The following is a 22,476-nucleotide window of genomic DNA, read 5'->3' as shown; positions in this document are numbered from 1 at the left end:
CGCCCACCGCCCGGGGGGGCCCCGCCCCCCCAACCCACACCACCGGGGGCCCCGCGCCCCCGGGGGGGACCCGGGGCCCTGGCCGCGGTGCTCACCGCGGCCAGCAACAGGCCCAGCACTGCTACGAATGTCCGATCCATGGGAAGGCCTTATCGGAAAAACCTATCCCCGGTTAACGGCCGACCAACGCGCGCCTTGAATGCTGTGAAAGGCTACGATTCAGCATCTCCGCCGGCTTCGTCATCGGCCGCTCCCTGGCCCTCGTTCTGCTCCTCAGCCTCGTCCTGCTCCTCGGCCCGGTCCTGTTCCGCGGCAGCCTCTTCGGCCGCTTCCTCTCGCGCCGCCCGCCGGGCCTCGGCGCGCTCCCGGGCCAGCTGCTCGCGCAACTCAGTCACGCGTCCGCCAAGCTCCTCGAGCCGCTCATCATCGGCGAAGACCACCACCGCGCGGGCCTCGGTGCCCCGCACCCAAGGGTGCAGGCCGCCGACGCCGGCCAAGGCGAACCACCCCCAACCGGTAGTGCAGATCGGCTCGGCGGTGGTGGAGCCGTCGTCGAGGTTGGTCCAGCGCACGTTGATCAGAGCATTGCCACCCTTCTCCGCGGCCTGCTCGGCCAGCTCGTCGGCGACCTGATCAACCAGCGCGTCGCAACTGGTCCAGGCAAAGCCGCGGGCCGAGGCCTCCACCGGGCCGATTTCCACGTAGGGAAGGTTGCCGGCGGTACCACCGGAGTAAAAGGCGCGCTCGTCGTAGTCGGTATAACTGGAGGTGGTGCTGCACCCCGCCGCCACCACGCCGGCACCGACGATGGCGATGATCCCTAGGCTTTTCTGCTGCATGGGTCTCCCCCCAAGGCAATACGTCACACATGGGCCGCCGGTGGGCGGCTAGAATCCGAGTTCGAGGCCGACATTGACCAGCGCCGAGCGGGGCACGGAGGAACCGTCGTGCTCCACATCGTCGGTACTCACCGCGGCGTCGATGTTCAGGACGCGGAACAGGGTCAAGCCGCCGGTGATGTACGACAGCTCGCTGCCGGCGTTATTGGTCCGGTAGCCGAGCCGGAACCCCGGCCAGAGATAGCTCTCACTGGCATAGCCCACGCCCACCGCCGTCCACTGGTACTCGTTGTTGTTCTCAGCGCCGTGGGGCCCCTCGACGCTGTTGAGATCGTGACTGAAGCCGAGCATCCAGCGCCGATTGGGCGAGTGGAGCGAAGCCTCCACCGTGCCCTGACGCTCCAGGGTGTAGCTCTTGGTGCGACTGACCCGGTCCTGCACCGAGGCAGGCAAGTCGTCGTAGCCGGCGATCTCCGGGTAGTCGAGGCTCGGCTCGTTGAGGTTCTTGCCGGTCAGCCCGACCTGGTAGTTGCGCGCCACCCAGAGCAGGCCCAGATCGACGCCGAAGGCGTCGTCGCTGGAGCGGCTGTCGGAGAAGTCGTCACTCAGGGTATCCAGCGCGTCGTCGTCGATCTCGCTGACCGCCCGGGCCATCTCGGCCTGGTAGTAGTGACCGCGGCCGCCGACGAAGAGCTCACCGTCGCGGCTGCTGTAGGTGCGGGCGGAGTAGCCGAGGGAGAAGCGCCCAATGGCGGCGGCTTCCATGTCGGAGTAGACACCAAGGCTACCGTCGGCTATGTCGACTTCGTCACCGCCCTCTTTTACGCTGTCATCGTCGATTGTCCACTCGACGCCGTCGGGGCCTGTGGCGGTGAACTTGCTACCATCTGTACCCCAATCATCCGAGCTCAGCGGGATACCGGCCAACCCGGTCTCGAAGGTCCCGTCGGTCATCACGCCAACCCGGCCACTGACGCTGCCGTGTATATCGAAGCTCACGGCGCCGCCCAGAACGTCGTGGTTAACCACCAAGGGCGTAAGTGCACGGAAGGCACCGGTAAGGTTGAGCGCGGCGTTGTCGCCCACCGACTGGATCAGGGTATCGCCTGCCTGCTCGACCTCAAGCAGCCGCTCAATGGAAGCGAGGAGATCCTCAAACTCTTCCAGATCACTCGGATCATCGCTTGGGCTTATATCACTGAAGTCCAAGTCTTCGACTGAGTCGCCGACCGAGTCGATCAGGGCGCTCCGGTCGACGCCCTCATCCGCCCAGGTCTCGAAGGCGTCGAGGAAGTCGTCCACCTCGCCGAGCTCATAACCGACCCCGAGGGAACCGAGGCCAAAGCGAAAGCCCCGCGGCATGGCGGCGCCGGAGGCGGGGTTGGCGACGCTGCCCATCACCCCCTGGGTGTGGCTGATCTCACCGTAGGCGAGGTTGGCGCCGGACGGATGGTAGGGTGCGGCCAGCAGCGGTGTGCAGGCCAGGGTGGCGGCCAGGCCGGTGCCTGCACCGAGGAGTGCTCTTCTCATCGGGATCCCCCTTCCCGTGCGGCAGGCCACGGGGCGCGCCTGCCCATAGGGGTGAAATTACCCGACAACACGAGAGGTCACAAGGATTTTATCGCCGCAGGGCAACCGGCCGCGGGTGCGGCCGGTTGCCCGGGCCCTAGCGGCTCAGGACTCGCCGCCGCGCAGCAGCTCCATGGGGCTGCTGCGCCAGTCCCGGCGGGCCCCCAGCCAGCCCGCGCCGGCCACCGTCACCGCGCCGACGACCGCACCCAGCACCACCACCGATCCGGGGAAGGCGTAGGTCAGATCGAACAGGTACCGGGCCGCCAAGTAGCCGCCCGAGGCGGCGGCGATGCCGGCCAGCAGCCCGGCCAGCGCCCCGGAGGCCGCGAGCTCGGCCACCGCGATGGCCTCCAGCCGTCGCCGCGAGGCGCCCAGGGCACGCAGCAGCGAGGCCTCGAAGCGCCGCTGCGCCGCCGCCGTGCGCAGCGCTGCGAGCAGCACGACCACCCCGGCCACCAGGGTCAGAGCAGCCATCAGCTCCACCACCCGTGCCCCCTGGCCGATGATTCGCCGGGCGGTCTCCAGGATGGCCCCGATATCCAGCGGCGTAGCCCCGGGGAAGCGCTCGTTGAGCTCCGGCAGCACCCGCTCGGCGGCGTCCCCGAGGCGGAAACTGGTGATGTACTCCGGATGGGCATCGATCATCCCCGGCGCGGCGATGACAAAGAAGTTGGGATTGAAGCTGTCCCAGCGCAGCTCGCGCAGCGAGGTCACCGTACCGCTAACCGGCTCGCCGTCGATGACGAAGCTGATCTCGTCGCCCACACCGATGCCCACGCGCTCGGCGTAACCGGCCTCCACCGACCACTCGGCACCGGGGTCGTCGCCCCACCATTCGCCGGCGACCACGCGGTTGTCCTCGGGCAGCGTCTCGGCCCAGGTGAGGTTGAGATCCCGGTCGACCATGCGCTGGGTCCGCGGCGACTCGAAATCACCGGGGCGGACGCGGTCCTCGTTGATGGCGTCGAGCCGGCCGCGGGTGATGGCGTAAAGGGTCACCTCGGTGTCCAACTCCTCGGCCAGGAAGGCCTGCAGCGGCTCGACCTCCTCCGGCGCCACGTCGATGAGGAAGGTATCCGGCGCATCGTCGGGGATGCCGGCCTGCCAGGTATCGAGCAGGTCCTCGCGGACCGCCGAGAGCAGCAGCAGCGCCATCAGCCCCAGGCCCACGGCCACCACCTGCACCACGGTGGCGCCGGGACGCCGGCTCGGCCCGGTGAGCCAGAGCAGCCGCGAGCCGCTGCGCGCACGCAGCCAGCCGGCCAGGCGCACGGCGGCATACGCAGCGATGGCCAGGGCGGCCAGGGTGGCGGCCGTGGCCGCCAGGACCACGCCGGCCAGGGTGAGATCGCCGGCGCGCCAGACCATGAGCGCGGCGATCACCGCCGCCGCCACGGCGTAGGCCCCGCCGGTCCGCACCACGCCGGCACCCGCGGTGCGCCGCAGCACCCGCATGGGCGGCACATGGCGCAGCCGCGCCGCCGTGGGCAGGGCGAACCCGGCCGCCGCGGCCACGCCCAGGCCCACCCCGTAGACGGCCGGCAGCAGGCCCGGCGCTGGCAGGTTGGGCGGCAGCACATCGGCCAGCAGGGCGATCATCACCGCGTGCAGGGCGAAGCCGATGGCCGCGCCGAGCACGCCGGCGGCGAGCGCCACCGCGCCGAGGACCGCGGCCTGGATGGCCACCACCCGGCCCTGCCGAGCGCCGAGCACGCGCATGACCGCCACGCGGTCGAGCTGCGCCTCGGCGTAGTGCCGGGCGGTGAGCAGCACCGCGGCGGCGGCGACCACCACGGTGATCAGCGCCGCCAGGCCCAGGAACCGCTCGGCCTGGCCGACGATCTCCTGGATGGCCGGCTGCGCCTCGGTGCCGGTAAGCACCTCGGCCTCCGGGCCATCCGCCCCGCGCAGCCACTCAGCGAAGGCATCCAGCTCGGCATCGGGGCCGGCGAGCAGCAGGGCGTGGCTCACCCGCACGCCCTCGCCCACCAACCCGGTATCTGCGATGTCCTCCCAGGCCATCAGCACCCGGGGCGCCACGGTGCCGAACATGCCGGCACGATCGGGCTCGGCGGTAACCAGCCGCGTCATGGGCAGCTCGCTCTCGCCGACCTCCAGCGATCCGCCGAGCTCGGCGCCGAGCAGGTCGAGCAGTCGCGGCTCAACCCAGGCCTCACCCGGCTGCGGGCGCTGCTCCGCCACCCGGTCGGCGCTCTCGCGATCCTCTGCGTAGCGCAGCTCACCGCGCAGGGGGTAGCCGACCTCCACCGCCTTGGCGGAGACCAGGCGCGTGCTGCCATCGGCAGCCACCACGGTGGGGAACTCCACGGTGCGCGCCGCCTGCAGGCCGCGCTCGCGGGCCTCGTCCAGCCACGCCTGCGGAGCGGCGTCGTCGGTGCGCACCAGGCGATCGGCGGCGATCAGCTCCGCCGCGCGCTCGGTGGTGGCCGCCCCCACCCGGTCGCCCAGCCACCCAACGGCGGTCACCGCGGCCACAGCCACAACCAGCGCGGCGGCGAGGATCCCCAGCCGGCCGGCGGCCAGATCGCGTCGCAGGAAGCGCGCGGCTAGCCGCAGCGTGGTGCCAATCGCAGAGTTCGGGGCGCTCATCGGGCCAGCACCCCCTCGCGGAAGCGATAGACGGTCTCGCAGCGCTCGGCCACCGAGGGATCGTGGGTGACCAGGATCAGGGTGGTGCCGTGCTCCCGGTTGAGGTCGAAGAGCAGGTCCACCACCTGGGCACCGATGGTGTCGTCCAGGTTGCCGGTGGGCTCGTCGGCCATTAGTAGCCGCGGCTCCGTCACGAAGGCGCGGGCGATGGCCACCCGCTGCTGCTCGCCGCCGGAGAGCCGCTCGGGGGTATGGTGCAGGCGATGCCCCAGCCCCACCCGCTGCAGCGCCGCAGCCGCCGCCTCACCGTCGCCACCACGGCCGGAGAGTTCCAAGGCCAGGCGCACGTTCTCCAGCGCCGAGAGCCCGCCGAGCAGATGGAAGGCCTGGAAGACAAAACCGATGCGTCCGGCCCGCGCCGCCGCACGCCCGTCCTCGTCCAGCGCGGTCAGCTCCTCGCCGTCGACACAGACCTGCCCGCTGGCGGGCTGCTCCAGGCCGGCCAGCAGCCCGAGCAGGGTCGATTTACCGGAGCCCGAGGCCCCCAGGATGGCGACGCTCTCGCCGTGGCGGATGGTAAGATTCAGGTTATCGAACAGGACGACCTCGCCGTCGGGGCCACGAAAGCGCATCCCCAGGCCGCGGGCTTCCAGCGCCGGGTGAGGGGTGCCCGCCGCGGCGGGGGCGTCGGCTTCTTCCTTCAGCATCGGGTGTTCGCTCCTATGGCTGGTACCGGCTGCTTCTTTTTGCCCCTGCGCCGGGCGTTGTTCGCCGCGGCACTGGCGCTGCTCCTGGCGCCGGCGGCGGCCGCCGCCGAGCGTCCGACCATCCTGGTCTTCGGCGATTCACTCTCCACCGCCTACGGCTTCGACCGCGACGAGGCGTGGCCCGTTCTACTCGAGACACGCCTGGACGAGGCCGACCTGCCCCACCGGGTGACCAACGTCAGCCGCAGTGGCGAGACCACCAGCGGCGGGACCCGGCGCCTGCCCGACGCCCTCCAGGAACACGAGCCGGAGATCGTCCTGCTCCAGCTCGGGGGCAACGACGGCCTGCGCGGCCAACCCCCGGAGCGGATCCGCAGCAACCTGGCGCGGATGATCGAGCAGGCCCACGAGGCGGACAGCCAGGTATTGCTGATCGGCATCCGCATCCCACCGAGCTACGGGCGAACCTACACCGAGCAGTTCGCGGCCATCTACCCCGAACTGGCCGAAGAGCACGACCTGCCGGTGATCCCCTTTCTCCTCGATGGGGTCTGGGACCGGGACGGGATGATGCAGAACGACGGGGTCCACCCCACCGCCGAGGCGCAGCCGAAGATCGCCGAGCGGGTGTGGGAGACCCTGCGCGAGCTACTCGACGCCCCCTCCTGACGGCTGACTGACGCCCCCGACCGGCGAGGGCGGGGTGAGGCCGGGGTCGGCCAGGGGCCTCGCTCGCCAGGGACGGCGAGCGTGGAGCCCCCAAAGGTGGGCGGGTAGCGTCCCCAGGTCGGCACCGGCGCCAGCACGCCCCCGCCGGCGGTGATCGTCGGTCGCCCCTGGGGGCAGGTATCAGGAGGTGGCTTTCTCGCCGCCGAACCACTCCATCATGCGCGGGATCAGGGTGCGCAGCTCAAGGGTCATCAGCGAGAAGTCGGCATCGAGCTGCTCGGCCTGGCTCTCCGGGTCGCAGTCGCCGGCCTGCTCGCGGATGACGTCGTGGAATTTCAGGCGGCGCAGGCTCAAGTCGGTGTCGAGCACCGCGCTGAGCCGCTCGCTGTAGGTCACCGCCAGCCGGCGAACGCGCTTGCCGGCATCGATGTGGGCACGCATCTCGTCGGAGGTCAGGTCCTGGCGCTTGACGCGGACCTCGCAACCCTCGGCGTTGGGGTCCTCGAGCACCGCCTCTTCGCCTAGCTCCAGGTCACCGGGCAACTGCTGCTGCGCCAGCCAGCGGGTCATGATGGTCCCCGGCCCCATCTCGGTCTCCGGCGGACTGAGGGTGAGATCCCCCCACGCCTCGCGCAGCTGCTCGACGAAGTGCTCGGCCTGTTTCTCGGAGCCGGCGTCCACCACCAGGTAGCCGGCCTCAGTATCCAGGTAGCCCCAGGTCCGCTTGTGGCGGCTGAATGCCCGCGGCATCAGGTCGGTGACCACCTCGTCGCGGATGCGGTCGCGCTCGCGCTTGCGCACCTTGCGATGCTCGGCCGCCTCCACGGCGCTGATGCGCTCGTCCATAGCCTCGCGAATCACCGCCGCGGGCAGCAGCTTCGTCTCCTCCTGCAGACAGAAGAGCAGGCTGCCGGCGGCGGCGTGCACCAGCGGCGCCCCGGGGCCGAGCGGCGGTACGAACCCACTGCGGCTCGGCTCCAGTGCCCCGCAGGGCGTGAAGGCGAGCGCACCCAGGCGCTGGTCGGCGGTCTCGGGGTCGTAAGCGACGTCATCGCGCAGGCGGTAGGGGATCAGGTTACGAAACCACATGGGGGGCCAGTCGGTTGCGCAGCTTCAGGGCTCGGTCGGCGGCCTCCTGCCGGTCGTCGCCGAGCACGGTGATGTGGCCCATCTTGCGGCCGGGGCTCGGCGCGCCCTTGCCGTAGAGGTGGAGGGTGGCCGCCGGGTCGGCGAAGACCTCGTCCCAGGGCGGGGTGCCGGCATCCCAGACATCGCCGAGCAGGTTGACCATGGCCGCCGGGGTCAACCGCCGGGTGCTACCCAGGGGCAAGCCGCAGATGGCACGCAACTGCTGGTCGAACTGTGAGGTGACCGCCCCCTCGATGGTCAGGTGGCCGGAGTTGTGCGGCCGCGGGGCGATCTCGTTGACCATCAGCTGTCCGCCGGCGTCGATGAAGAACTCGACGCAGTAGGTGCCGACGGCGTCGAGCCCCTCTCCCACCACCCGGGCGATCTCCACGGCCTGCTGACACAACGCCGGGTCGAGGTCGGCATCGCTGACCGACAGATCGAGGATGTGGTCCCGGTGGCGATTCTCGGTCACCCCGTAGTGGACAAGACGGCCATCCACGCCGCGGGCGGCCACCACCGAGACCTCCATGGCCAGATCGATACGCGCCTCGACCACCGCCTCCTCGGCACCGATGGCCGGCCATGCAGCGGCCACGGCCTCGACGCTATCCACCCCCGCCTGGCCCTTGCCGTCGTAACCCAGCCCGGCGCTCTTGATCACCGCCGGGGCACCGAGACGTTCCACGGCAGCGGCCGCCTCCGCGGCCCCGCGGACGGACTCGAAGGGGACCGTGGGCAGGCCGTGCTGGCGCAGGAAGGTCTTCTCCAGGGCGCGGTTCTGCGTCGTCGCGAGGGCGTGGGGGGACGGCCGCACCGGTAGGCACTCCGCGGCGGCCTCGACGGCCCCCCGGGGCAGATTCTCGAACTCGTAGGTCAGCACGCTCAGCTCGCCAGCCAGGCTGCGCAGCAGCTCCGCCGTGGGCTCGGCGTCGTGCACGACATCGGCCACTTGCCCGGCCGGGGCCTGCCCGGCGCCGGGGGCGATGACGTGGACCCGGTAGCCGGAACGCCGCGCGGCCACGGCGAGCATGCGGCCGAGCTGGCCGGCACCGAGGATGCCGATGGCCGCTCCCGGCAAGATCGGCGCGGCGACGGTCATGAGAGCTCCTCCCCATAGACGCGCTCGGCCTGCTGGGTGCGGAAGGCCTTGAGCGCGTCGGCGTAGCGCGGATCCTCGCGGGCGAGCATGGCCACCGCAAAGAGCGCCGCATTGCGCGCGCCGGCGGTGCCGATGGCGAAGGTGGCGGTGGGCACGCCGGCCGGCATCTGGACGATGGACAGCAGCGAGTCGAGGCCGTTAAGGGCCTTCGACTGCACCGGCACCCCGAGCACCGGCACGATGGTCTGCGCGGCGAGCATGCCGGGCAGATGGGCGGCACCGCCGGCGCCGGCTATGATCGCCCGCAGGCCGCGCTCTTCGGCCTCGGCGGCGTAGTCGGCCATCAGTTGCGGGGTTCGGTGGGCAGAGACCACTCGGGCCTCATGGGGCACCTCGAAGTCACGAAGCACCTCGGCGGCGCCGGAGAGGGTGTCCCAATCGGAACTGCTGCCCATCACGACGCCCACTAACGGCTGCGCGTCGGTCATAACGGGTCCACTCGCAAAAGCGAAAATTGTAGCACGGGCGGGAGGTCAGGAGCGGATATTGAGCAGCGTGCCGGTCATCTCGTCGACGGCCCGCACGACGCGGACGCCGGCGTGTCCCTGCTGCTCGTAGCTCAGCGACTGGATGACCGCCGTGTGCATCTCCTCGGAGCGAGGATCGGACTGCGCTGTAACCCGGGCCACCTGGGCGGCGGTCCGGGTCAGGCCCTCGTCCGCGCGGTGGATGGCCTGCATCCCCGCCGGATTGAAAGCGGTCACGTCCATGGCAACGCGCTGCCCGCAAGTTTGACTCAGTGCATAAGTGTAATCCGGGCCGGCCGTCGACACCAGCCCGCCCGACCCGGAAGATGGCTTCAGTCGCCGTAGAGCACGCCGTGGCGGACGTAGGAGCCCGGTGCCGGCTCGATCGGGGCGTGCTTTTTCGACCCGACCTTCCGTGCAGCAACGCTCTCGCCGCCGTGGCCGGCCAGCCACTGCCCCCAGTCGTTCCACCATGAGCCCTCGTGGGCCTCGGCCCCGGCCAGCCACTCATCCTGATCCACCGTCTTGGCGGTGTTGGTCCAGTAGCCGTACTTGTTCTTGTGGGGCGGATTGATGACGCCGGCGATGTGGCCGGATCCGCCAAGCACGTAGCGGGTAGGACCGGAGAGCAGCCGCGGGCCACGGATGGTGCTCTTCCAGGGGGCGATGTGGTCTTCCTTGGCCGACATGAAGTAGGCCGGGATGTCGACCCGGCCCAGGTCGATGGCCTCCCCCGCCAGCTCCAGGGCACCCGGCTCCTTGAGCAGGTTGCGCTGATACATGTTGCGCAGGTAGAAGCTATGCATCTTGGCGGGCATGTTGGTGGAATCGGAGTTCCAGTAGAGCAGATCGAAGGGGAACGGCTCATCGCCCTTGAGGTAGTTGTTCACGAAGAACGACCAGATCAGGTCGTTGGCGCGGAGCATGTTGAAGGTCGTGGACATGTACCGACCCTCCAGATAGCCCTTCCGGCTCATGCGCCGCTCCAGCGTGGCGATCTGCTCCTCGTCGAGGAAGACCTCCAGCTCACCGGGGTACTCGAAGTCGAGCATGCAGGTCAGGAAGGTCGCGGCCTGAATGCGCCGGTCCCCGCGGGCCGCCAGCCAGGCCAGGGTGCAAGCCGACAGGGTCCCGCCGAGGCAGTAGCCAACCAGGTTCATCTCGTCGCTGCCGGTGATCTCCTGGACGACATCCATGGCCGTCACCGGCCCCTCGAGCATGTAATCCTCGAAGCGCTTCTCGGCCAGGCTCTCGTCGGGGTTGCGCCAGCTGATGATGAATACGCTATGGCCCTGATCCACCAGCCACTTCACCATGGACTTCTCGCTGTTGAGATCCATGATGTAGTACTTGTTGATCCACGCCGGCACCAGCAGCAGGGGCCGCTTGTGGACCTCGGCGGTGGTGGGCTCATACTGGATGAGCTGCATGAGTTCGTTCTGGTAGACCACCTGCCCCGGGGTGGTGGCGAGGTTGGTGCCGACCTCGAAGGCGTCGTAGTCGGTCATCTTGATGTCGAGCCGGCCACGACCCCGCTTGAGGTCGTCGAGCAGATTGCTCAGCCCCTGCAGCAGGTTCTGGCCGCCGGTCTCGACGGTCTTCTCGAGCACCTCGGGGTTGGTGGCCACGAAGTTCGACGGGGCCATGGCGTCGATGAACGCCCGGGTGTAGAAATCCACCTTCTTCTTGGTCTGATCATCGAGCCCTTCCACGTCCCGGACCACCGCGTGGGTGTGATCCGCCGCCAGGAGGTAGGACTGCTTAACGAAATCGAAGAAGGGGTGATCCTCCCAGTGCTGGTGCTGAAAGCGCCGATCCCCCTTGGCCGGCTGCGCCACCGGCTCGGACTCCAGCCCCCAGAAGCGCAGGGCCACGTTCTGCATCAGGCTCATGTAGTCCTGCCAGAAGGACATCTGCACCTGCATCAGGCGGGCCGGATCGGCCATCACCCGCGCGCTCAGCTGCTGGAACAGCTGCGCCATCTGCGCGGCGTCCTCCATGGCCACGTGGTGCGTCGACTGCTCCTGCTGCAGGAACTCCTGCACCAGCTCCTGACTCTTGGCGGTAATCTCGGTCAGCGACCGGGAGAGCGCCTCGTAATCGATGTCCTGGTTCCGGGTGCCGTTCTCTTGTGCCATACCGCTCCTCGCGATCGGGGCCACGTGCCCCGCGGGTGTCTTGTCTCCGGAGGAACATACTAATGCACGCAGGATTGCGTTGCGATGCGCCAACCGATGCCGGGCTGCGCGGCGTGCTGGCCGACGGCGACGATGCCCTCGCCGCCGCATGGGCCGAGCGCCTGGGCGTGCCCCAACTCGACGCCCACCCCGACGCCGGCCCCGGGGTGGTGCTGCGCGCCGGCGACCCGCCGGCGCTGCAGATGCTCGGCCGGCGCGCCCCCGGACCGGTGGCGGTGGACTTCGCGGACCGGCAGCTGAAGCGCCGGGTGGCCGGCTCCACGCCCCGCCGCGACCCGTTGGCGCGCGCCGTGGGGCTACATAGACGACCGCAGACGGCAGTGGTCGATGCCACCGCCGGACTCGGCCAGGACGGCTGGGTGCTCGCCGCTCTGGGCGCCTCGGTGACCTGGATCGAGTGCAGCCCGGTCCTCTCCGCCCTGCTCGCCGCCGCCCTCGAGCGGGCTGCCGCCGAGCCGCAGCTGGCCGCCACGACCGAGCGCATCCGCCTGCAACCGGGGGATCTGCGCGACGTGCTAGGGCGGCTCCCCACCGCCTCGTGCGAGGTGGTCTACGTTGATCCGATGTACCCCGACGGCGCCACCCGCGGCGCCGTCGGCCGCCCAGCGCAGGTCCTGCGGGCCCTGCACGCGAGCGCACCGCCCCCGGCCGAAGCCGACCTGCTGGCCGCGGCGCTGGCCCACGCCACCCGCCGGGTGGTGGTCAAGCGTCCGCAGCGCGCGGCCCCGGTGTCCGGCCCACCGCCAAGCCGGGCGGTATCCGGCCGGGCGGTGCGTTTCGACATCTACGAGCGGGGCTAGGATATACGGCGGCGTCGAGAGGAAGGGAGGCCGGACGAAAGCGCCAGCGGCACCCGAGGGTGTCCGCTGGCGCGGGGCATAGGCCGTATAGATGGCTGGGGGAGGTGGATTCGAACCACCGCTGACGGAGTCAGAGTCCGTAGTCCTACCGCTAGACGATCCCCCAGCAGGAACTGCTGCTTTCGCCGCGTTAACGCTTGGAGAACTGCGTCGCGCGACGGGCCTTGTGCAGGCCGATCTTCTTCCGCTCGACCATGCGCGCATCGCGGGTGATGAAACCAGCACGCCGCAGCGGCGCCTTGAGCTCGGCGTCGTAGTTCGCCAGCGCCCGGGCAATGCCGTGGCGCACCGCACCGGCCTGCCCGCTGGACCCGCCGCCCGAGACGGTCGCCTTGATGTCGAACTTGTCCGCGGCGTCCACCTGATCCAGCGCCTGGCGCACGATCATGCGCCCGGTCTCGCGCCCGAAGTACTCGTCGAGCGGGCGACCGTTAACGGTGATATTGCCGTTACCCGGGGTCATGAACACCCGCGCGGCAGAGGTCTTGCGGCGTCCGGTTCCGTAATACTGCTGATTCGCCATGGTCTTGATCGTTCCCGATTGTAGCCTCAGAGCTCCAGCGGCTGCGGCTGCTGAGCGTGATGACGGTGCTCGTTCCCGGCGTAGACCTTGAGCTTCTTGAGCATGGCCCGGCCCAGCCGGTTCTTCGGCATCATCCCGCGCACCGCGCTCTCGATCAGGCGCTCCGGATGACGTTCACGCACTTCGGCCACGGACCGGCTCTTGATGCCGCCCGGGAAACCGGTGTGCCAGAAATACTGCTTGTCCCGCTCTTTCCGCCCGGTCAGGCGAACCTTGTCGGCGTTGATCACGACAATATAATCGCCCGCGTCGACGTGCGGAGTAAAGACCGGCTTGTGCTTGCCGCGCAGGCGATGCGCGACCTCGCTGGCCAGCCGCCCGAGCGTCTTGTCGGTGGCGTCGACCAGGTACCAGTCGCGTTGAACCTCTGCGGGCTTGGCGCTATACGTCTTCATCGCTTCGCTCTCTCCGTCGAAGACCGCGCATAATAACGGAAGGCGGCGGTACTGGCAACCGCCACTGCCCCCGCCGTCCGCGGCGGCTCAGACTTCTTGGTTGGCCGGCAGGTTGCGCCCGGCGAAGATCTCCATCATCTCCCGGCGCAGATGCCTGCGGATCGTGTTCGCCTCTTCATCGTCAAGGTCGGCACTCGACTCGCCGAAGAGGTAATTATCCAGGTCGAACTCGCGCAGGATCATCTTCGTGTGGAAGATGTTCTCCTGGTAGACGTTCACGTCCAGGGTCTGGTAGCGCTCCTTGGTGTCCTCGGAGAGGTAGTTCTGGATCGAGTTGATCTCGTGATCGATGAAGTGCTTGTGCCCCTCCACGTCGCGGGTGAAGCCGCGCACGCGGTAGTCCATCGTCACGATGTCCGAGTCGAACGAGTGGATCAGGTAGTTGAGCGCCGTCAACGGCGAGATCACGCCGCAAGTGGAGACATCGATGTCCGCCCGGAAGGTGCTCACACCCTTGTCCGGATGCATCTCCGGGTAGGTGTGCACGGTGATGTGCGACTTGTCCAGGTGGGCAACGACATCGTCGGGCAGCGGCCCGGGCCGCGCCTCGGCGCTCTCCTCGGCCTCCTCGGGCGACACCGGACCCTCGGAGATGAGGATGGTCACGCTGGCCCCCTGGGGGTCATAGTCCTGGCGCGCGACGTTGAGCACATTGGCGCCGATGATCTCGGCGACGTTGGTCAGGATCTCGGTCAGCCGTTCGGCGTTGTACTCTTCGTCGATATATTCGATATACGCCCGCCGCTGCGCCTCGGTCTTGGCGTAGCAAACGTCGTAGATGTTGAAGCTCAACGACTTGGTCAGATTGTTGAAGCCGTGGAGCCGGATGCGGGTGTAATCGACCAACGCCTGGGCCCTCCCGTCGCCGGTGGGAAGTGTGCGCTCAAGGAAGCAGGGAATTATGCACAAATCTGGCGATAACGCCACCGTTGTAATGGACAGTAGCTCCGCGGCCGACGTTCCGTGGAACACCCGCCGCGCGGCCCACGGCCACCCCGCCGGTCACGCCCCAGCGGGGCCGCCGAAGAGCTCGGCGAGCCGTTCCCCCGGGCTCTCCGCGGACATGAACGCCTCGCCGACCAGGAAGGCGTGGATGCCGGCCGCGCGCATACGGGCCACATCCCCGGCGGTGTGGATGCCGCTCTCGGTCACTGCCAGGGCACCGGAGGGCATCGCCCCGGCCAGCGCCTCGCTGGTTGCCAGATCGGTATGGAAGGTCCGCAGGTCCCGGTTGTTCACGCCGACCAGCGCCGGCCCCAGCGGTGCGACCCGGGCCAGCTCCTCGGCGTCGTGGACCTCGATGAGCACATCCATGCCCAGTTCCACCGCCAGGGCGTGCAGCTCTGCCAGCTGCGCATCACCCAGCGCCGCGGCGATAAGCAGGATGCAGTCCGCCCCGAGGACACGCGCCTCGTAGACCTGATAGGCATCGACGGTGAAGTCCTTGCGGAGCACCGGCACGGTGACGGCCTCGCGGGCCTCCTGCAGATGGGCGTCATCGCCCTGGAAGAAGTCGCGGTCGGTCAGCACCGACAGGCAGGCGGCACCGTGACGCTGGTAGTCGGCGGCGATGGCCGCCGGCCGGAAGTCGTCGCGGATCACGCCACGGCTGGGCGAGGCGCGCTTGATCTCGGCGATGACCCCGGCGCCGCCGGCCTCAACCCGCTGCAGCAGCGCATCGCAGAACCCGCGGGTCGGCGCCAGGTCGGCAGCGGCGGCCGACAACTCGCGCAGCGATCGGGCCTCGGCGCGCTCGACCACCTCCTCGGCCTTGCGGCGCAGGATGCGGCGCAGGATATCCGGCGTCCCGGTGGCGCTCATTGGGCGAGCTCCCGGGTCGTCGCCACGAAGCGCTCCAGGGTCTGGGCGGCGGCCCCGGAGGTCATGAGTTCCCGAGCCCGCTCCACACCACGACGCAGATCGGGCGCCTCACCGCCGACATAGAGCGCGGCACCGGCGTTGGCGGCGATCAGCTCCATGGCGGCAATGCGCTCGCCGGCGAAAGCGGCACGGATCATGGCCAGGCTGTCCTTGGTGCCGGAGATGGTCACCTCATTGAGCGGCGCGCTGCGCAGCCCCAGATCCTCCGGCGTGACGGTGTACTCCTCGATCTGCCCGTTGCGCAGCTCGGCGATCCGCGTCGGGGCGGCGATGCTGATCTCGTCCAGCCCGTCCTCGGCGTGGACCACCAGCACATGATCGCTGCCCAGGGTCTGCAGCACCTCGGCCACCGGGCGCACCCACTCCTGGCCGAACACCCCGAGCAGCTGGCGCCGCGCCCCGGCCGGGTTGGACAGGGGGCCGACCAGGTTGAACAGGGTGCGCACACCGAGTTCCTTGCGCGGCCCCACGGCGTGTTTCATGGCGCTGTGGTGCAGCGGGGCAAAGAGGAAACCGACGTTGACCCGGCGGATGCACTCGGCCACCGCCTCGCTGCTGAGCTCCAGCGTGGCGCCGCAGGCCTCGAGCAGATCGGCACTGCCGCTGCGCCCGGAGACCGAGCGGTTACCGTGCTTGGCCACCGGGATGCCCCCGGCGGCGGTGACGAAGGCGGCGGCGGTGGAGACGTTCAAGGTGCCGCTGGCATCACCGCCGGTGCCGCAGGTGTCCACCAGGCGGTGGAAGTCGTCGCCGACATCGACCCGCTCGGCGAGCTCACGCATGACCGAGGCAGCAGCGGCCATCTCCTGGACCGTCTCCCCCTTCAGGCGCATGCCGATGAGGAAGCCACCGATCTGCGCCGGCGTGGCCCCACCGGTCATGATCGTGCGGAAGACCGCGGTCATCTCATCGGGGCTGAGGTCCTGGTTTTCCGTGATTCGACGAAGGGCGGCGGTTAGGTCCATGGGGTGCCTCGGTTTTTTGATGGTTCAGGGTACTAGGGGCAGGGTTCAGGCGACGGCGCGGGGCTGTTCGAGGAAGTTGCGAAGCAGATCGTGGCCGGACGATGTGAGGATCGATTCCGGGTGGAACTGCACTCCCTCGACCGGAAGACGGCGATGGCGCAGACCCATGATCTCGTCGACGGCGCCGTGGGCCCCCTCGGTCCAGGCGGTGATCTCCAGCTCCTCAGGGAGGCTTTCGCGCTCGACGATCAGCGAGTGGTAGCGGGTGGCCTCCAGCGGCTCGGGGAGGCCGGCGAAGACTCCCTGGCCGCGGTGACGCACCGCGGACGTCTTGCCGTGCATGACCTCGCGGGCCCGGACCACGCGGCCACCGAACACCTGCCCGATGGTCTGATGCCCGAGACAGACGCCGAGGATGGGCACCTCGCCGGCCAGGCAGCGGACCACCTCAAGCGACACGCCGGCCTCGTTGGGCGTGCAGGGCCCTGGCGAGATCACGATGCGCTCCGGACGCAAGCGGCGCACCTCATCGGCACTGATCTCGTCGTTGCGCACCACCTCGACCCGGGCACCCAGCTCACCCAGGTACTGGACCAGGTTCCAGGTGAACGAGTCGTAGTTGTCGATCATCAGGATCATAAGCCAGCCTCGGCCATCTCGACGGCGCGCAGCAACGCCCGGCCCTTGTTCAGGGTCTCTTTCCACTCCAGCTCGGGGACCGAGTCGGCGACCACCCCGGCGCCCGCCTGGACATGGACCTGGCCATCGTGGACCACCGCCGTGCGGATGGCGATGGCGGTATCCATATTGCCCGACCAGGACAGATAGCCGACGGCCCCGGCGTAAACGCCCCGCTTGACCGGCTCGACCTCGTCGATGATCTCCATGGCGCGGATCTTCGGCGCGCCGGAGACTGTCCCGGCGGGGAACGTGGCCCGCAGCACGTCCATGGGGCCGAGCCCGGGACGCAGCCGGCCAACCACGTTAGAGACGATGTGCATGACCTGGGAGTAGCGCTCCACCACCATGCGCTCGGTCAGGCGCACGGTGCCGGTCTCGGCCACCCGGCCGACGTCGTTGCGCCCGAGGTCGATGAGCATCACGTGCTCGGCGATCTCCTTAGGGTCCGAGACCAGTTCCTGCTCCAGCTCCCGGTCGCGGGCTTCGGTGGCCCCGCGCTTGCGGGTCCCGGCGATGGGACGCACGGCCACCTCGCCATCCTCGAGGCGGACCAGGATCTCCGGCGAGGATCCGACCACCTGGCACGCACCCAGATCGAGGAAATACATGTAAGGCGACGGATTGGTGCAACGCAACGCCCGGTAGAGATCGAGCGGCTCGGCGCTGAACGGCATGCTCATGCGCTGCGAGGGAACCACCTGCATCACGTCGCCTGCAGCGATATACTCGCGGATCCGCTCCACCGCGTCCTCGAAGCCGGCCTGGGTGAAGTTGTAGCGGGGCTCGCCGGCCGCCACACCACGCCCCCGGGACGGGGGCCGCTGCACGGGCTCGGCCAGCCGCGCGGCCAGCTCGTCGAGCCGGGCTAGCCCGGCCTCATAGGCGCCGGGCTCGCGCGGGTCGCAGTGGACCACCAGGTAGAGCCGGCCAGCGAGGTTGTCGAAGACCACCACCTCCTCGGCCTCCACCAGGCAGATATCCGGCAGCCCCAGGGCGTCTTCCGGGGCCCCCTCAGCCAGGCGCGGCTCGACGTAACGCACGGTATCGTAGCCGAAATACCCCACCAGCCCGCCGAGAAAACGCGGCATCTGCGGGAATCCGGAGGGCGTTGCGGCGCGGTGGCGGTGCTGGTAGGCCTCGATCCAGGCGAGCGGATCGCGAACCTGCTCCTCGTCGACCAGCGCGCCGTCGCGGCGAACCTCGACCCGGTGGCCGTAGACGGCGATCTCGGTCCGGGCCGTCAGGCCGATGATGGAGTAGCGCCCCCACTTCTCGCCACCTTCCACCGACTCAAAGAGGAAGGAGCGCGGCCCGCGGGCGAGCTTGAGATAGGTGGACAGCGGCGTGTCGAGATCGGCCAGCACCTCCCGGATAAGGGGGATACGGGTGTAGCCGGCCTCGGCGAGGCTGTGGAATTCGTGCTCTTTCATCGCCTCAGGCCGCCCCGCGAAGCAGCGTGACCACGCCGCTGAGGTCATCGACGATGGCGTCGGCCCCCAGATCCTCCGGCGCGACGCCGCGGCGATAGCCGTAGGGCACGCAGACTACCGGGATGCCGGCGTTGTGCGCCGCTTCGACATCGGTGCTCGAGTCGCCGACCATCAGCACCGTCCGCGACGCCGCGCCCAGGCGCTCCATGGCCAGGCGCAGCGGCTCGGGATCGGGCTTGCGCGCCTCGGTGCACTCGCCGCCGACGACCACATCGATGGCGTCGGCCACGCCCATGCCCTCGAGGATCGGCTCGGCGAAGCGCCGCGGCTTGTTGGTGACCACGGCCAGACGCATGCCGGCCCGGGCCAGCGCCTGCACGGTCTCCACAACCCCGGGGAAGGGGCGACTGTGGACATAAACGGCCTCGCCGTAGCACTCGAAGAAGCGCTCCAGGGCGGTGTCCAGTTCCTCGTCGGGCGGGGTACCGTCGTCCTCGCCGGTGAGGGCACGCGCCACCAGCCGTCGGGCGCCGTTGCCCACCCAGCCACGGACCTGCTCCTCGGTTACCGGGGACCGGTCCCGCTCGGTGAGAACCTGGTTGATGGCAGCGGTCAGATCCGGGGCGCTATCCACCAGCGTCCCGTCCAGATCGAAGAGAATCGCGCGAGTCAGCGAGAGATCCATAGCCAGCTTTCAGGCAGAAAGCTACACCCTACCGGCTGGCCGGCCCGGACCGCAAGCTGCTGCGGCGCTCAGGCCACCACCGGCTGATCGTAGGCAATGGGCAGTTCGTCGAACTCCTCGAAGGTCACCTCCTCCCAGGCGTGCTCGTGCTCGAGGAGCTTGCGCAGGAGGCGGTTGTTGAGGGCGTGCCCGGACTTGTGCCCGTGGAAAGAGCCGATCAGGCTGCTGCCCAGCAGGTAGAGGTCGCCGATGGCGTCGAGGATCTTGTGCTTGACGAATTCGTCCCGGTAGCGCAGCCCGTCCTCGTTCAGCACCCGGTAGTCGTCGACCACGATGGCGTTGTCCAGGCTGCCCCCCAGGGCCAGACGGGAAGCCCGCAGCGCCTCGATCTCCTTCATGAACCCGAAGGTCCGCGCCCGGCTGACCTCCTTGATGAACGAGGTCGAGGAGAAATCCACCTCGGCCCGGGCGTGCTGATCGAGGAAGACCGGATGGTCGAAGTCGATGGTGAAGCTGACCTTGAAGCCCTCGAAGGGCTCGAAGGCCACCCACTTGTCACCGTCGACGACCTGGACCGGCTCCAGGATGCGCACAAAGCGCTTCGGCGCCTCCTGCTCCTTGATCCCGGCAGAGCGGACCAGGAACACAAAAGGCGCCGCACTGCCGTCCATAATCGGTACCTCGGCGGCGGAGAGATCGACGTAGCAGTTGTCGATCCCGAGTCCGGCCAGCGCCGAGAGCAGGTGCTCGACGGTGGACACACGCACCCCGTCCTCGACCAGGCAGGTCGAGAGACGGGTATCGCCCACCGCAGCGGCCGTTGCCTTGATCTCGCGATCGAGATCCGTCCGCCGGAATATGATGCCCACATTGGCCGGAGCCGGGCGGAGGGTCAGGTAGACCTTCTCGCCGGTGTGCAGGCCCACGCCGGTCGCGCGGATGCTGTTCTTCAAGGTGCGTTGACGGATCATGGCTCGACTCGGCTCCACTGCTCATGCGGCTACATGTGTGCTCAGCCGCAACCAGCGCGACCGGACACACCGCCTTCACCGTTTATAGCGGCGAGACGTCGCGAAATATTAGTGTAACAAATCCAAAAAGTATATTGCAGCGCACAAAACGCGCCGCGCCTCAGTCGGCCTGGCGACGCAGGAACGCCGGGATATCCAGGTACTCCATGTCGCCGTCGGTATCCGCCTCCTTGCGCTCGTTGGCGGCGTTCTGCCGGATCACCGTGGGCCGGTCGAGCTGCGCGTAGTCGACCTCGCCGGTGTGCTTGCGCGGACCGGGCTGCGCCTGCTGGGCGACGCGAGCCACATCCTCAGCGGACTGAACCGCCGGCCCCAGACCGGTGGCCACCACCGTCACGCGCAGCTCGTCCTCCAGTTCGGGGTCGATCACGGCACCGACCACCACGGTCGCCTCGTCGGAGGCGTACTCGCGCACGGCGTTGCCGACCTCGTCGAACTCGCCGATGGAGAGGTTGTAGCCACCGGTGACGTTGACCAGAACACCGTTGGCGCCGGCCAGGTTGAAGTCCTCGAGCAGCGGGCAGGCGATGGCCCGGTCGGCCGCCTCGCGGGCACGCCCCTCGCCCGAGGCCACGCCGTTGCCCATCACCGCCATGCCCATCTCGGACATCACGGTGCGCACGTCGGCAAAGTCGACGTTGATCAGGCCCGGACGGGTGATCAGCTCAGCAATACCGCGCACCGCGCCATGGAGCACGTCGTTGGCCGACTTGAAGGCGTCGATCAGGGTCAGGTTCTTGCCGAGCACCGGCAGAAGCCGCTCATTGGGGATGGTGATCAGCGAATCGACGCTGTTCTCCAGCTCCTTGATGCCCTCCTGGGCCACGCCCATGCGCTTGTTGCCCTCGAACGGGAACGGCTTGGTCACCACCGCCACGGCGAGGATGCCCATCTCGCGGGCGACCTCGGCCACCACCGGGGCCGCCCCCGTGCCCGTGCCACCGCCCATGCCGGCGGTGATGAAGACCATGTCCGCCCCGTCGAGCACTTCCTGAAGGCGGTCACGGGACTCCTCGGCCGCCTGCCGGCCGGTGGTCGGATCAGCCCCGGCCCCCAGGCCCTTGGTGATGCCGGAACCGAGCTGCACCGTCACCCCGGCGCGGGTATTGGCCAGGGCCTGGGCGTCGGTGTTGGCGTAGATGAACTCCACGCCCTCGATCTCGCTCTCAACCATGTGCTGGACGGCGTTGCCACCGCCGCCGCCGACTCCGATCACCTTGATGACCGCGTTCTGATTGGCGGTATCCATTAGATCAAACATGATGCTGCCCTCCTCAAGCGTCGCGGACGCTAGCGATTACTGAAATGACTAGAAATTGCCCTTGAACCAGTTCTTCATCCGCCCCCACAAGGCGGTTATCCCGGCGTCCTGCGCCAGCGCCGGCGACATGCCGCTTTCGCGGTTGCGCGCGCCGAAGGCGAGCAGACCGACGCCGGTGGAGTACATCGGGTTGCGCACCACATCGGATAGGCCGGTAACGAACTTCGGCACCCCGATGCGCACCGGCAGGTGGAAGACCTCCTCGGCCAGATCGGTGACCCCCTCCATCTTCGAGCTACCGCCGGTGAGCACGATGCCCGCCGGGATCAGATCTTCGAAGCCGCTCTTGCGCAGCTCCGACTGCACCAGCGAGAGCAGTTCCTCGTAGCGCGGCTCCACCACCGACGCCAGCGACTGGCGGGACAGGCGGCGCGGCGGCCGGTCACCCACCGAGGGCACCTCGATGCTCTCCTCGGGGTTGGCCAGCTGCGACAGGGCGCAGGCGTAGCGCACCTTGATGTCCTCGGCGTGGTGCGTCGGCGTCCGCAGCGCCACCGCGATGTCGTTGGTGACCTGGTGCCCGGCGATGGGGATGACGGCGGTATGGCGGATGGCGCCGCCGGTGAACACCGCGATATCGGTGGTCCCGCCGCCGATATCGACGAGGCAGACGCCCAGCTCCTTCTCGTCGTCGCTGAGCACAGCGTGGCTCGCCGCCAGCTGCTGGAGAACGATGTCGTCCACGTCCAGCTGGCAGCGGCGGACGCACTTGGTGATGTTGTCCGCCGCCGAGACCGCACCGGTGACCATGTGGACCCGCGCCTCCAGCCGCACGCCGGCCATGCCCAGGGGATCGCGGATACCCTCCTGGCTGTCGATGACGAACTCCTGCGGGATCACGTGCAGGATCTGCTGGTCCGCCGGGATCGCCACCGCCTTGGCCCCATCGAGGACACGCTCCAGATCGGCCTGGCGGACCTCCTTGTCGCGGATGGCCACCATCCCGTGGGAGTTGAGGCTGCGGATGTGGCTGCCCGAGATCCCGACATAGGCCGAATGGATCTCGCAGCCGGCCATCAGCTCGGCCTCCTCGATGGCGCGCTGGATCGACTGCACCGTGGAGTCGATATTCACCACCACGCCCTTCTTGAGACCGTGGGACGGGTGGCTGCCCACACCGATCACCTCCAGCTCGCCCTCCTCCTTGGCCTCGCCGACGATGGCGACCACCTTCGAGGTACCGATATCGAGGCCCACCAACAGGCTGTCTTCGCTCTTTCGCACCATGCTCT

Annotated in this window: 22 protein-coding genes and 1 tRNA gene; 2 read left to right on the top strand and 21 right to left on the bottom strand. The window is 69.0% G+C overall.

Going from position 1 to position 22,476, the window contains the following annotated elements; all coding sequences use genetic code 11:
• Positions 1-212: 212 nt before the first annotated feature.
• The 4 genes from LRF89_RS09560 to LRF89_RS09545 all read right to left on the bottom strand — a co-directional run bounded on the left by LRF89_RS09560 (position 213) and on the right by LRF89_RS09545 (position 5,728).
• Positions 213-839, bottom strand: a complete 627-nt coding sequence (locus LRF89_RS09560) for a hypothetical protein (RefSeq protein WP_238636996.1) — start codon at positions 837-839, stop codon at positions 213-215.
• Between the two features lie 48 nt (positions 840-887).
• Complete coding sequence (traF, locus tag LRF89_RS09555; protein ID WP_201172370.1) at positions 888-2,369, bottom strand: conjugal transfer protein TraF; 1,482 nt, start codon at positions 2,367-2,369, stop codon at positions 888-890.
• Positions 2,370-2,513: 144 nt separating this feature from the next.
• On the bottom strand, positions 2,514-5,021 hold the full coding sequence (locus tag LRF89_RS09550; RefSeq protein ID WP_238636995.1) for an ABC transporter permease: 2,508 nt from the start codon (positions 5,019-5,021) through the stop codon (positions 2,514-2,516).
• On the bottom strand, positions 5,018-5,728 hold the full coding sequence (locus LRF89_RS09545) for an ABC transporter ATP-binding protein (RefSeq protein ID WP_238633888.1): 711 nt from the start codon (positions 5,726-5,728) through the stop codon (positions 5,018-5,020). Before LRF89_RS09545 ends, LRF89_RS09550 begins: the two co-directional genes overlap by 4 nt.
• A gap of 15 nt (positions 5,729-5,743) precedes the next feature.
• Between LRF89_RS09545 and LRF89_RS09540 the strand changes: the two genes are divergently transcribed.
• A complete protein-coding gene (locus LRF89_RS09540; RefSeq protein WP_201172373.1) occupies positions 5,744-6,397 on the top strand; it encodes an arylesterase in 654 nt (217 codons plus the stop codon).
• 180 nt (positions 6,398-6,577) lie between these two features.
• Here the strand turns inward: LRF89_RS09540 and LRF89_RS09535 are convergent, their stop codons facing one another.
• From LRF89_RS09535 to LRF89_RS09515, 5 genes are all read right to left on the bottom strand, one after another.
• Positions 6,578-7,486, bottom strand: coding sequence for a recombination-associated protein RdgC (locus LRF89_RS09535; protein ID WP_238636994.1), 909 nt, complete (start codon positions 7,484-7,486; stop codon positions 6,578-6,580).
• On the bottom strand, positions 7,473-8,627 hold the full coding sequence (locus tag LRF89_RS09530) for a 5-(carboxyamino)imidazole ribonucleotide synthase (protein ID WP_238636993.1): 1,155 nt from the start codon (positions 8,625-8,627) through the stop codon (positions 7,473-7,475). The genes LRF89_RS09535 and LRF89_RS09530 overlap by 14 nt, the downstream gene beginning before the upstream one ends.
• Positions 8,624-9,115 (bottom strand): 5-(carboxyamino)imidazole ribonucleotide mutase, encoded by a 492-nt coding sequence (purE, locus tag LRF89_RS09525; RefSeq protein ID WP_201172390.1) that lies wholly within the window; start codon positions 9,113-9,115, stop codon positions 8,624-8,626. Before purE ends, LRF89_RS09530 begins: the two co-directional genes overlap by 4 nt.
• Positions 9,116-9,160: 45 nt before the next feature.
• Positions 9,161-9,397 carry a hypothetical protein gene (locus LRF89_RS09520; RefSeq protein ID WP_201172393.1) on the bottom strand — a complete coding sequence of 79 codons (237 nt, stop codon included), beginning with the start codon at positions 9,395-9,397 and terminating at the stop codon, positions 9,161-9,163.
• Positions 9,398-9,486: 89 nt separating this feature from the next.
• Entirely contained in the window at positions 9,487-11,292 is a 1,806-nt protein-coding gene (locus LRF89_RS09515; RefSeq protein ID WP_201172396.1) for a PHA/PHB synthase family protein, read from the bottom strand.
• A gap of 62 nt (positions 11,293-11,354) precedes the next feature.
• On the opposite strand from LRF89_RS09515, the gene LRF89_RS09510 reads away from it, so the two are divergent.
• The gene (locus LRF89_RS09510) at positions 11,355-12,152 is read left to right on the top strand and encodes a class I SAM-dependent methyltransferase (protein WP_201172399.1); all 798 of its coding nucleotides are present in this window, start codon (positions 11,355-11,357) and stop codon (positions 12,150-12,152) included.
• 92 nt (positions 12,153-12,244) lie between these two features.
• Here LRF89_RS09510 and LRF89_RS09505 read toward each other — a convergent pair.
• From LRF89_RS09505 to ftsA, 12 genes are all read right to left on the bottom strand, one after another.
• Positions 12,245-12,318: transfer RNA gene (locus LRF89_RS09505), tRNA-Gln, on the bottom strand.
• 24 nt (positions 12,319-12,342) lie between these two features.
• Positions 12,343-12,735, bottom strand: coding sequence for a 30S ribosomal protein S9 (gene rpsI, locus LRF89_RS09500; RefSeq protein ID WP_201172401.1), 393 nt, complete (start codon positions 12,733-12,735; stop codon positions 12,343-12,345).
• 26 nt (positions 12,736-12,761) lie between these two features.
• Positions 12,762-13,190, bottom strand: coding sequence for a 50S ribosomal protein L13 (rplM, locus tag LRF89_RS09495; RefSeq protein ID WP_201172413.1), 429 nt, complete (start codon positions 13,188-13,190; stop codon positions 12,762-12,764).
• 87 nt (positions 13,191-13,277) lie between these two features.
• The gene (gene speD / locus LRF89_RS09490; protein ID WP_201172416.1) at positions 13,278-14,096 is read right to left on the bottom strand and encodes an adenosylmethionine decarboxylase; all 819 of its coding nucleotides are present in this window, start codon (positions 14,094-14,096) and stop codon (positions 13,278-13,280) included.
• A gap of 156 nt (positions 14,097-14,252) precedes the next feature.
• Positions 14,253-15,071: an indole-3-glycerol phosphate synthase TrpC gene (trpC, locus tag LRF89_RS09485; RefSeq protein ID WP_201172419.1), complete on the bottom strand. Its 819-nt coding sequence runs from the start codon at positions 15,069-15,071 to the stop codon at positions 14,253-14,255.
• Positions 15,068-16,096 (bottom strand): anthranilate phosphoribosyltransferase, encoded by a 1,029-nt coding sequence (gene trpD / locus LRF89_RS09480; protein ID WP_201172422.1) that lies wholly within the window; start codon positions 16,094-16,096, stop codon positions 15,068-15,070. Before trpD ends, trpC begins: the two co-directional genes overlap by 4 nt.
• A 45-nt stretch (positions 16,097-16,141) precedes the next feature.
• Entirely contained in the window at positions 16,142-16,735 is a 594-nt protein-coding gene (locus LRF89_RS09475) for an anthranilate synthase component II (protein WP_201172425.1), read from the bottom strand.
• Positions 16,732-18,207, bottom strand: coding sequence for an anthranilate synthase component I (trpE, locus tag LRF89_RS09470; protein WP_238636992.1), 1,476 nt, complete (start codon positions 18,205-18,207; stop codon positions 16,732-16,734). The genes LRF89_RS09475 and trpE overlap by 4 nt, the downstream gene beginning before the upstream one ends.
• Before the next feature lie 4 nt (positions 18,208-18,211).
• The gene (locus LRF89_RS09465; protein WP_201172431.1) at positions 18,212-18,892 is read right to left on the bottom strand and encodes a phosphoglycolate phosphatase; all 681 of its coding nucleotides are present in this window, start codon (positions 18,890-18,892) and stop codon (positions 18,212-18,214) included.
• A 68-nt stretch (positions 18,893-18,960) separates the two neighbouring features.
• A complete protein-coding gene (lpxC, locus tag LRF89_RS09460; RefSeq protein ID WP_238636991.1) occupies positions 18,961-19,863 on the bottom strand; it encodes a UDP-3-O-acyl-N-acetylglucosamine deacetylase in 903 nt (300 codons plus the stop codon).
• A 160-nt stretch (positions 19,864-20,023) separates the two neighbouring features.
• Positions 20,024-21,184, bottom strand: a complete 1,161-nt coding sequence (gene ftsZ, locus LRF89_RS09455; RefSeq protein ID WP_201172434.1) for a cell division protein FtsZ — start codon at positions 21,182-21,184, stop codon at positions 20,024-20,026.
• Positions 21,185-21,232: 48 nt separating this feature from the next.
• The gene (gene ftsA, locus LRF89_RS09450; protein ID WP_201172437.1) at positions 21,233-22,471 is read right to left on the bottom strand and encodes a cell division protein FtsA; all 1,239 of its coding nucleotides are present in this window, start codon (positions 22,469-22,471) and stop codon (positions 21,233-21,235) included.
• Positions 22,472-22,476 lie beyond the last annotated feature (5 nt).

The organism is Halorhodospira sp. 9621, from assembly GCF_022228055.1.
Lineage (GTDB): Bacteria > Pseudomonadota > Gammaproteobacteria > Nitrococcales > Halorhodospiraceae > Halorhodospira > Halorhodospira halophila_A.
Note: the sequence above shows the minus strand (reverse complement) of the source record. Positions and strands in the feature narration are given on the sequence as shown.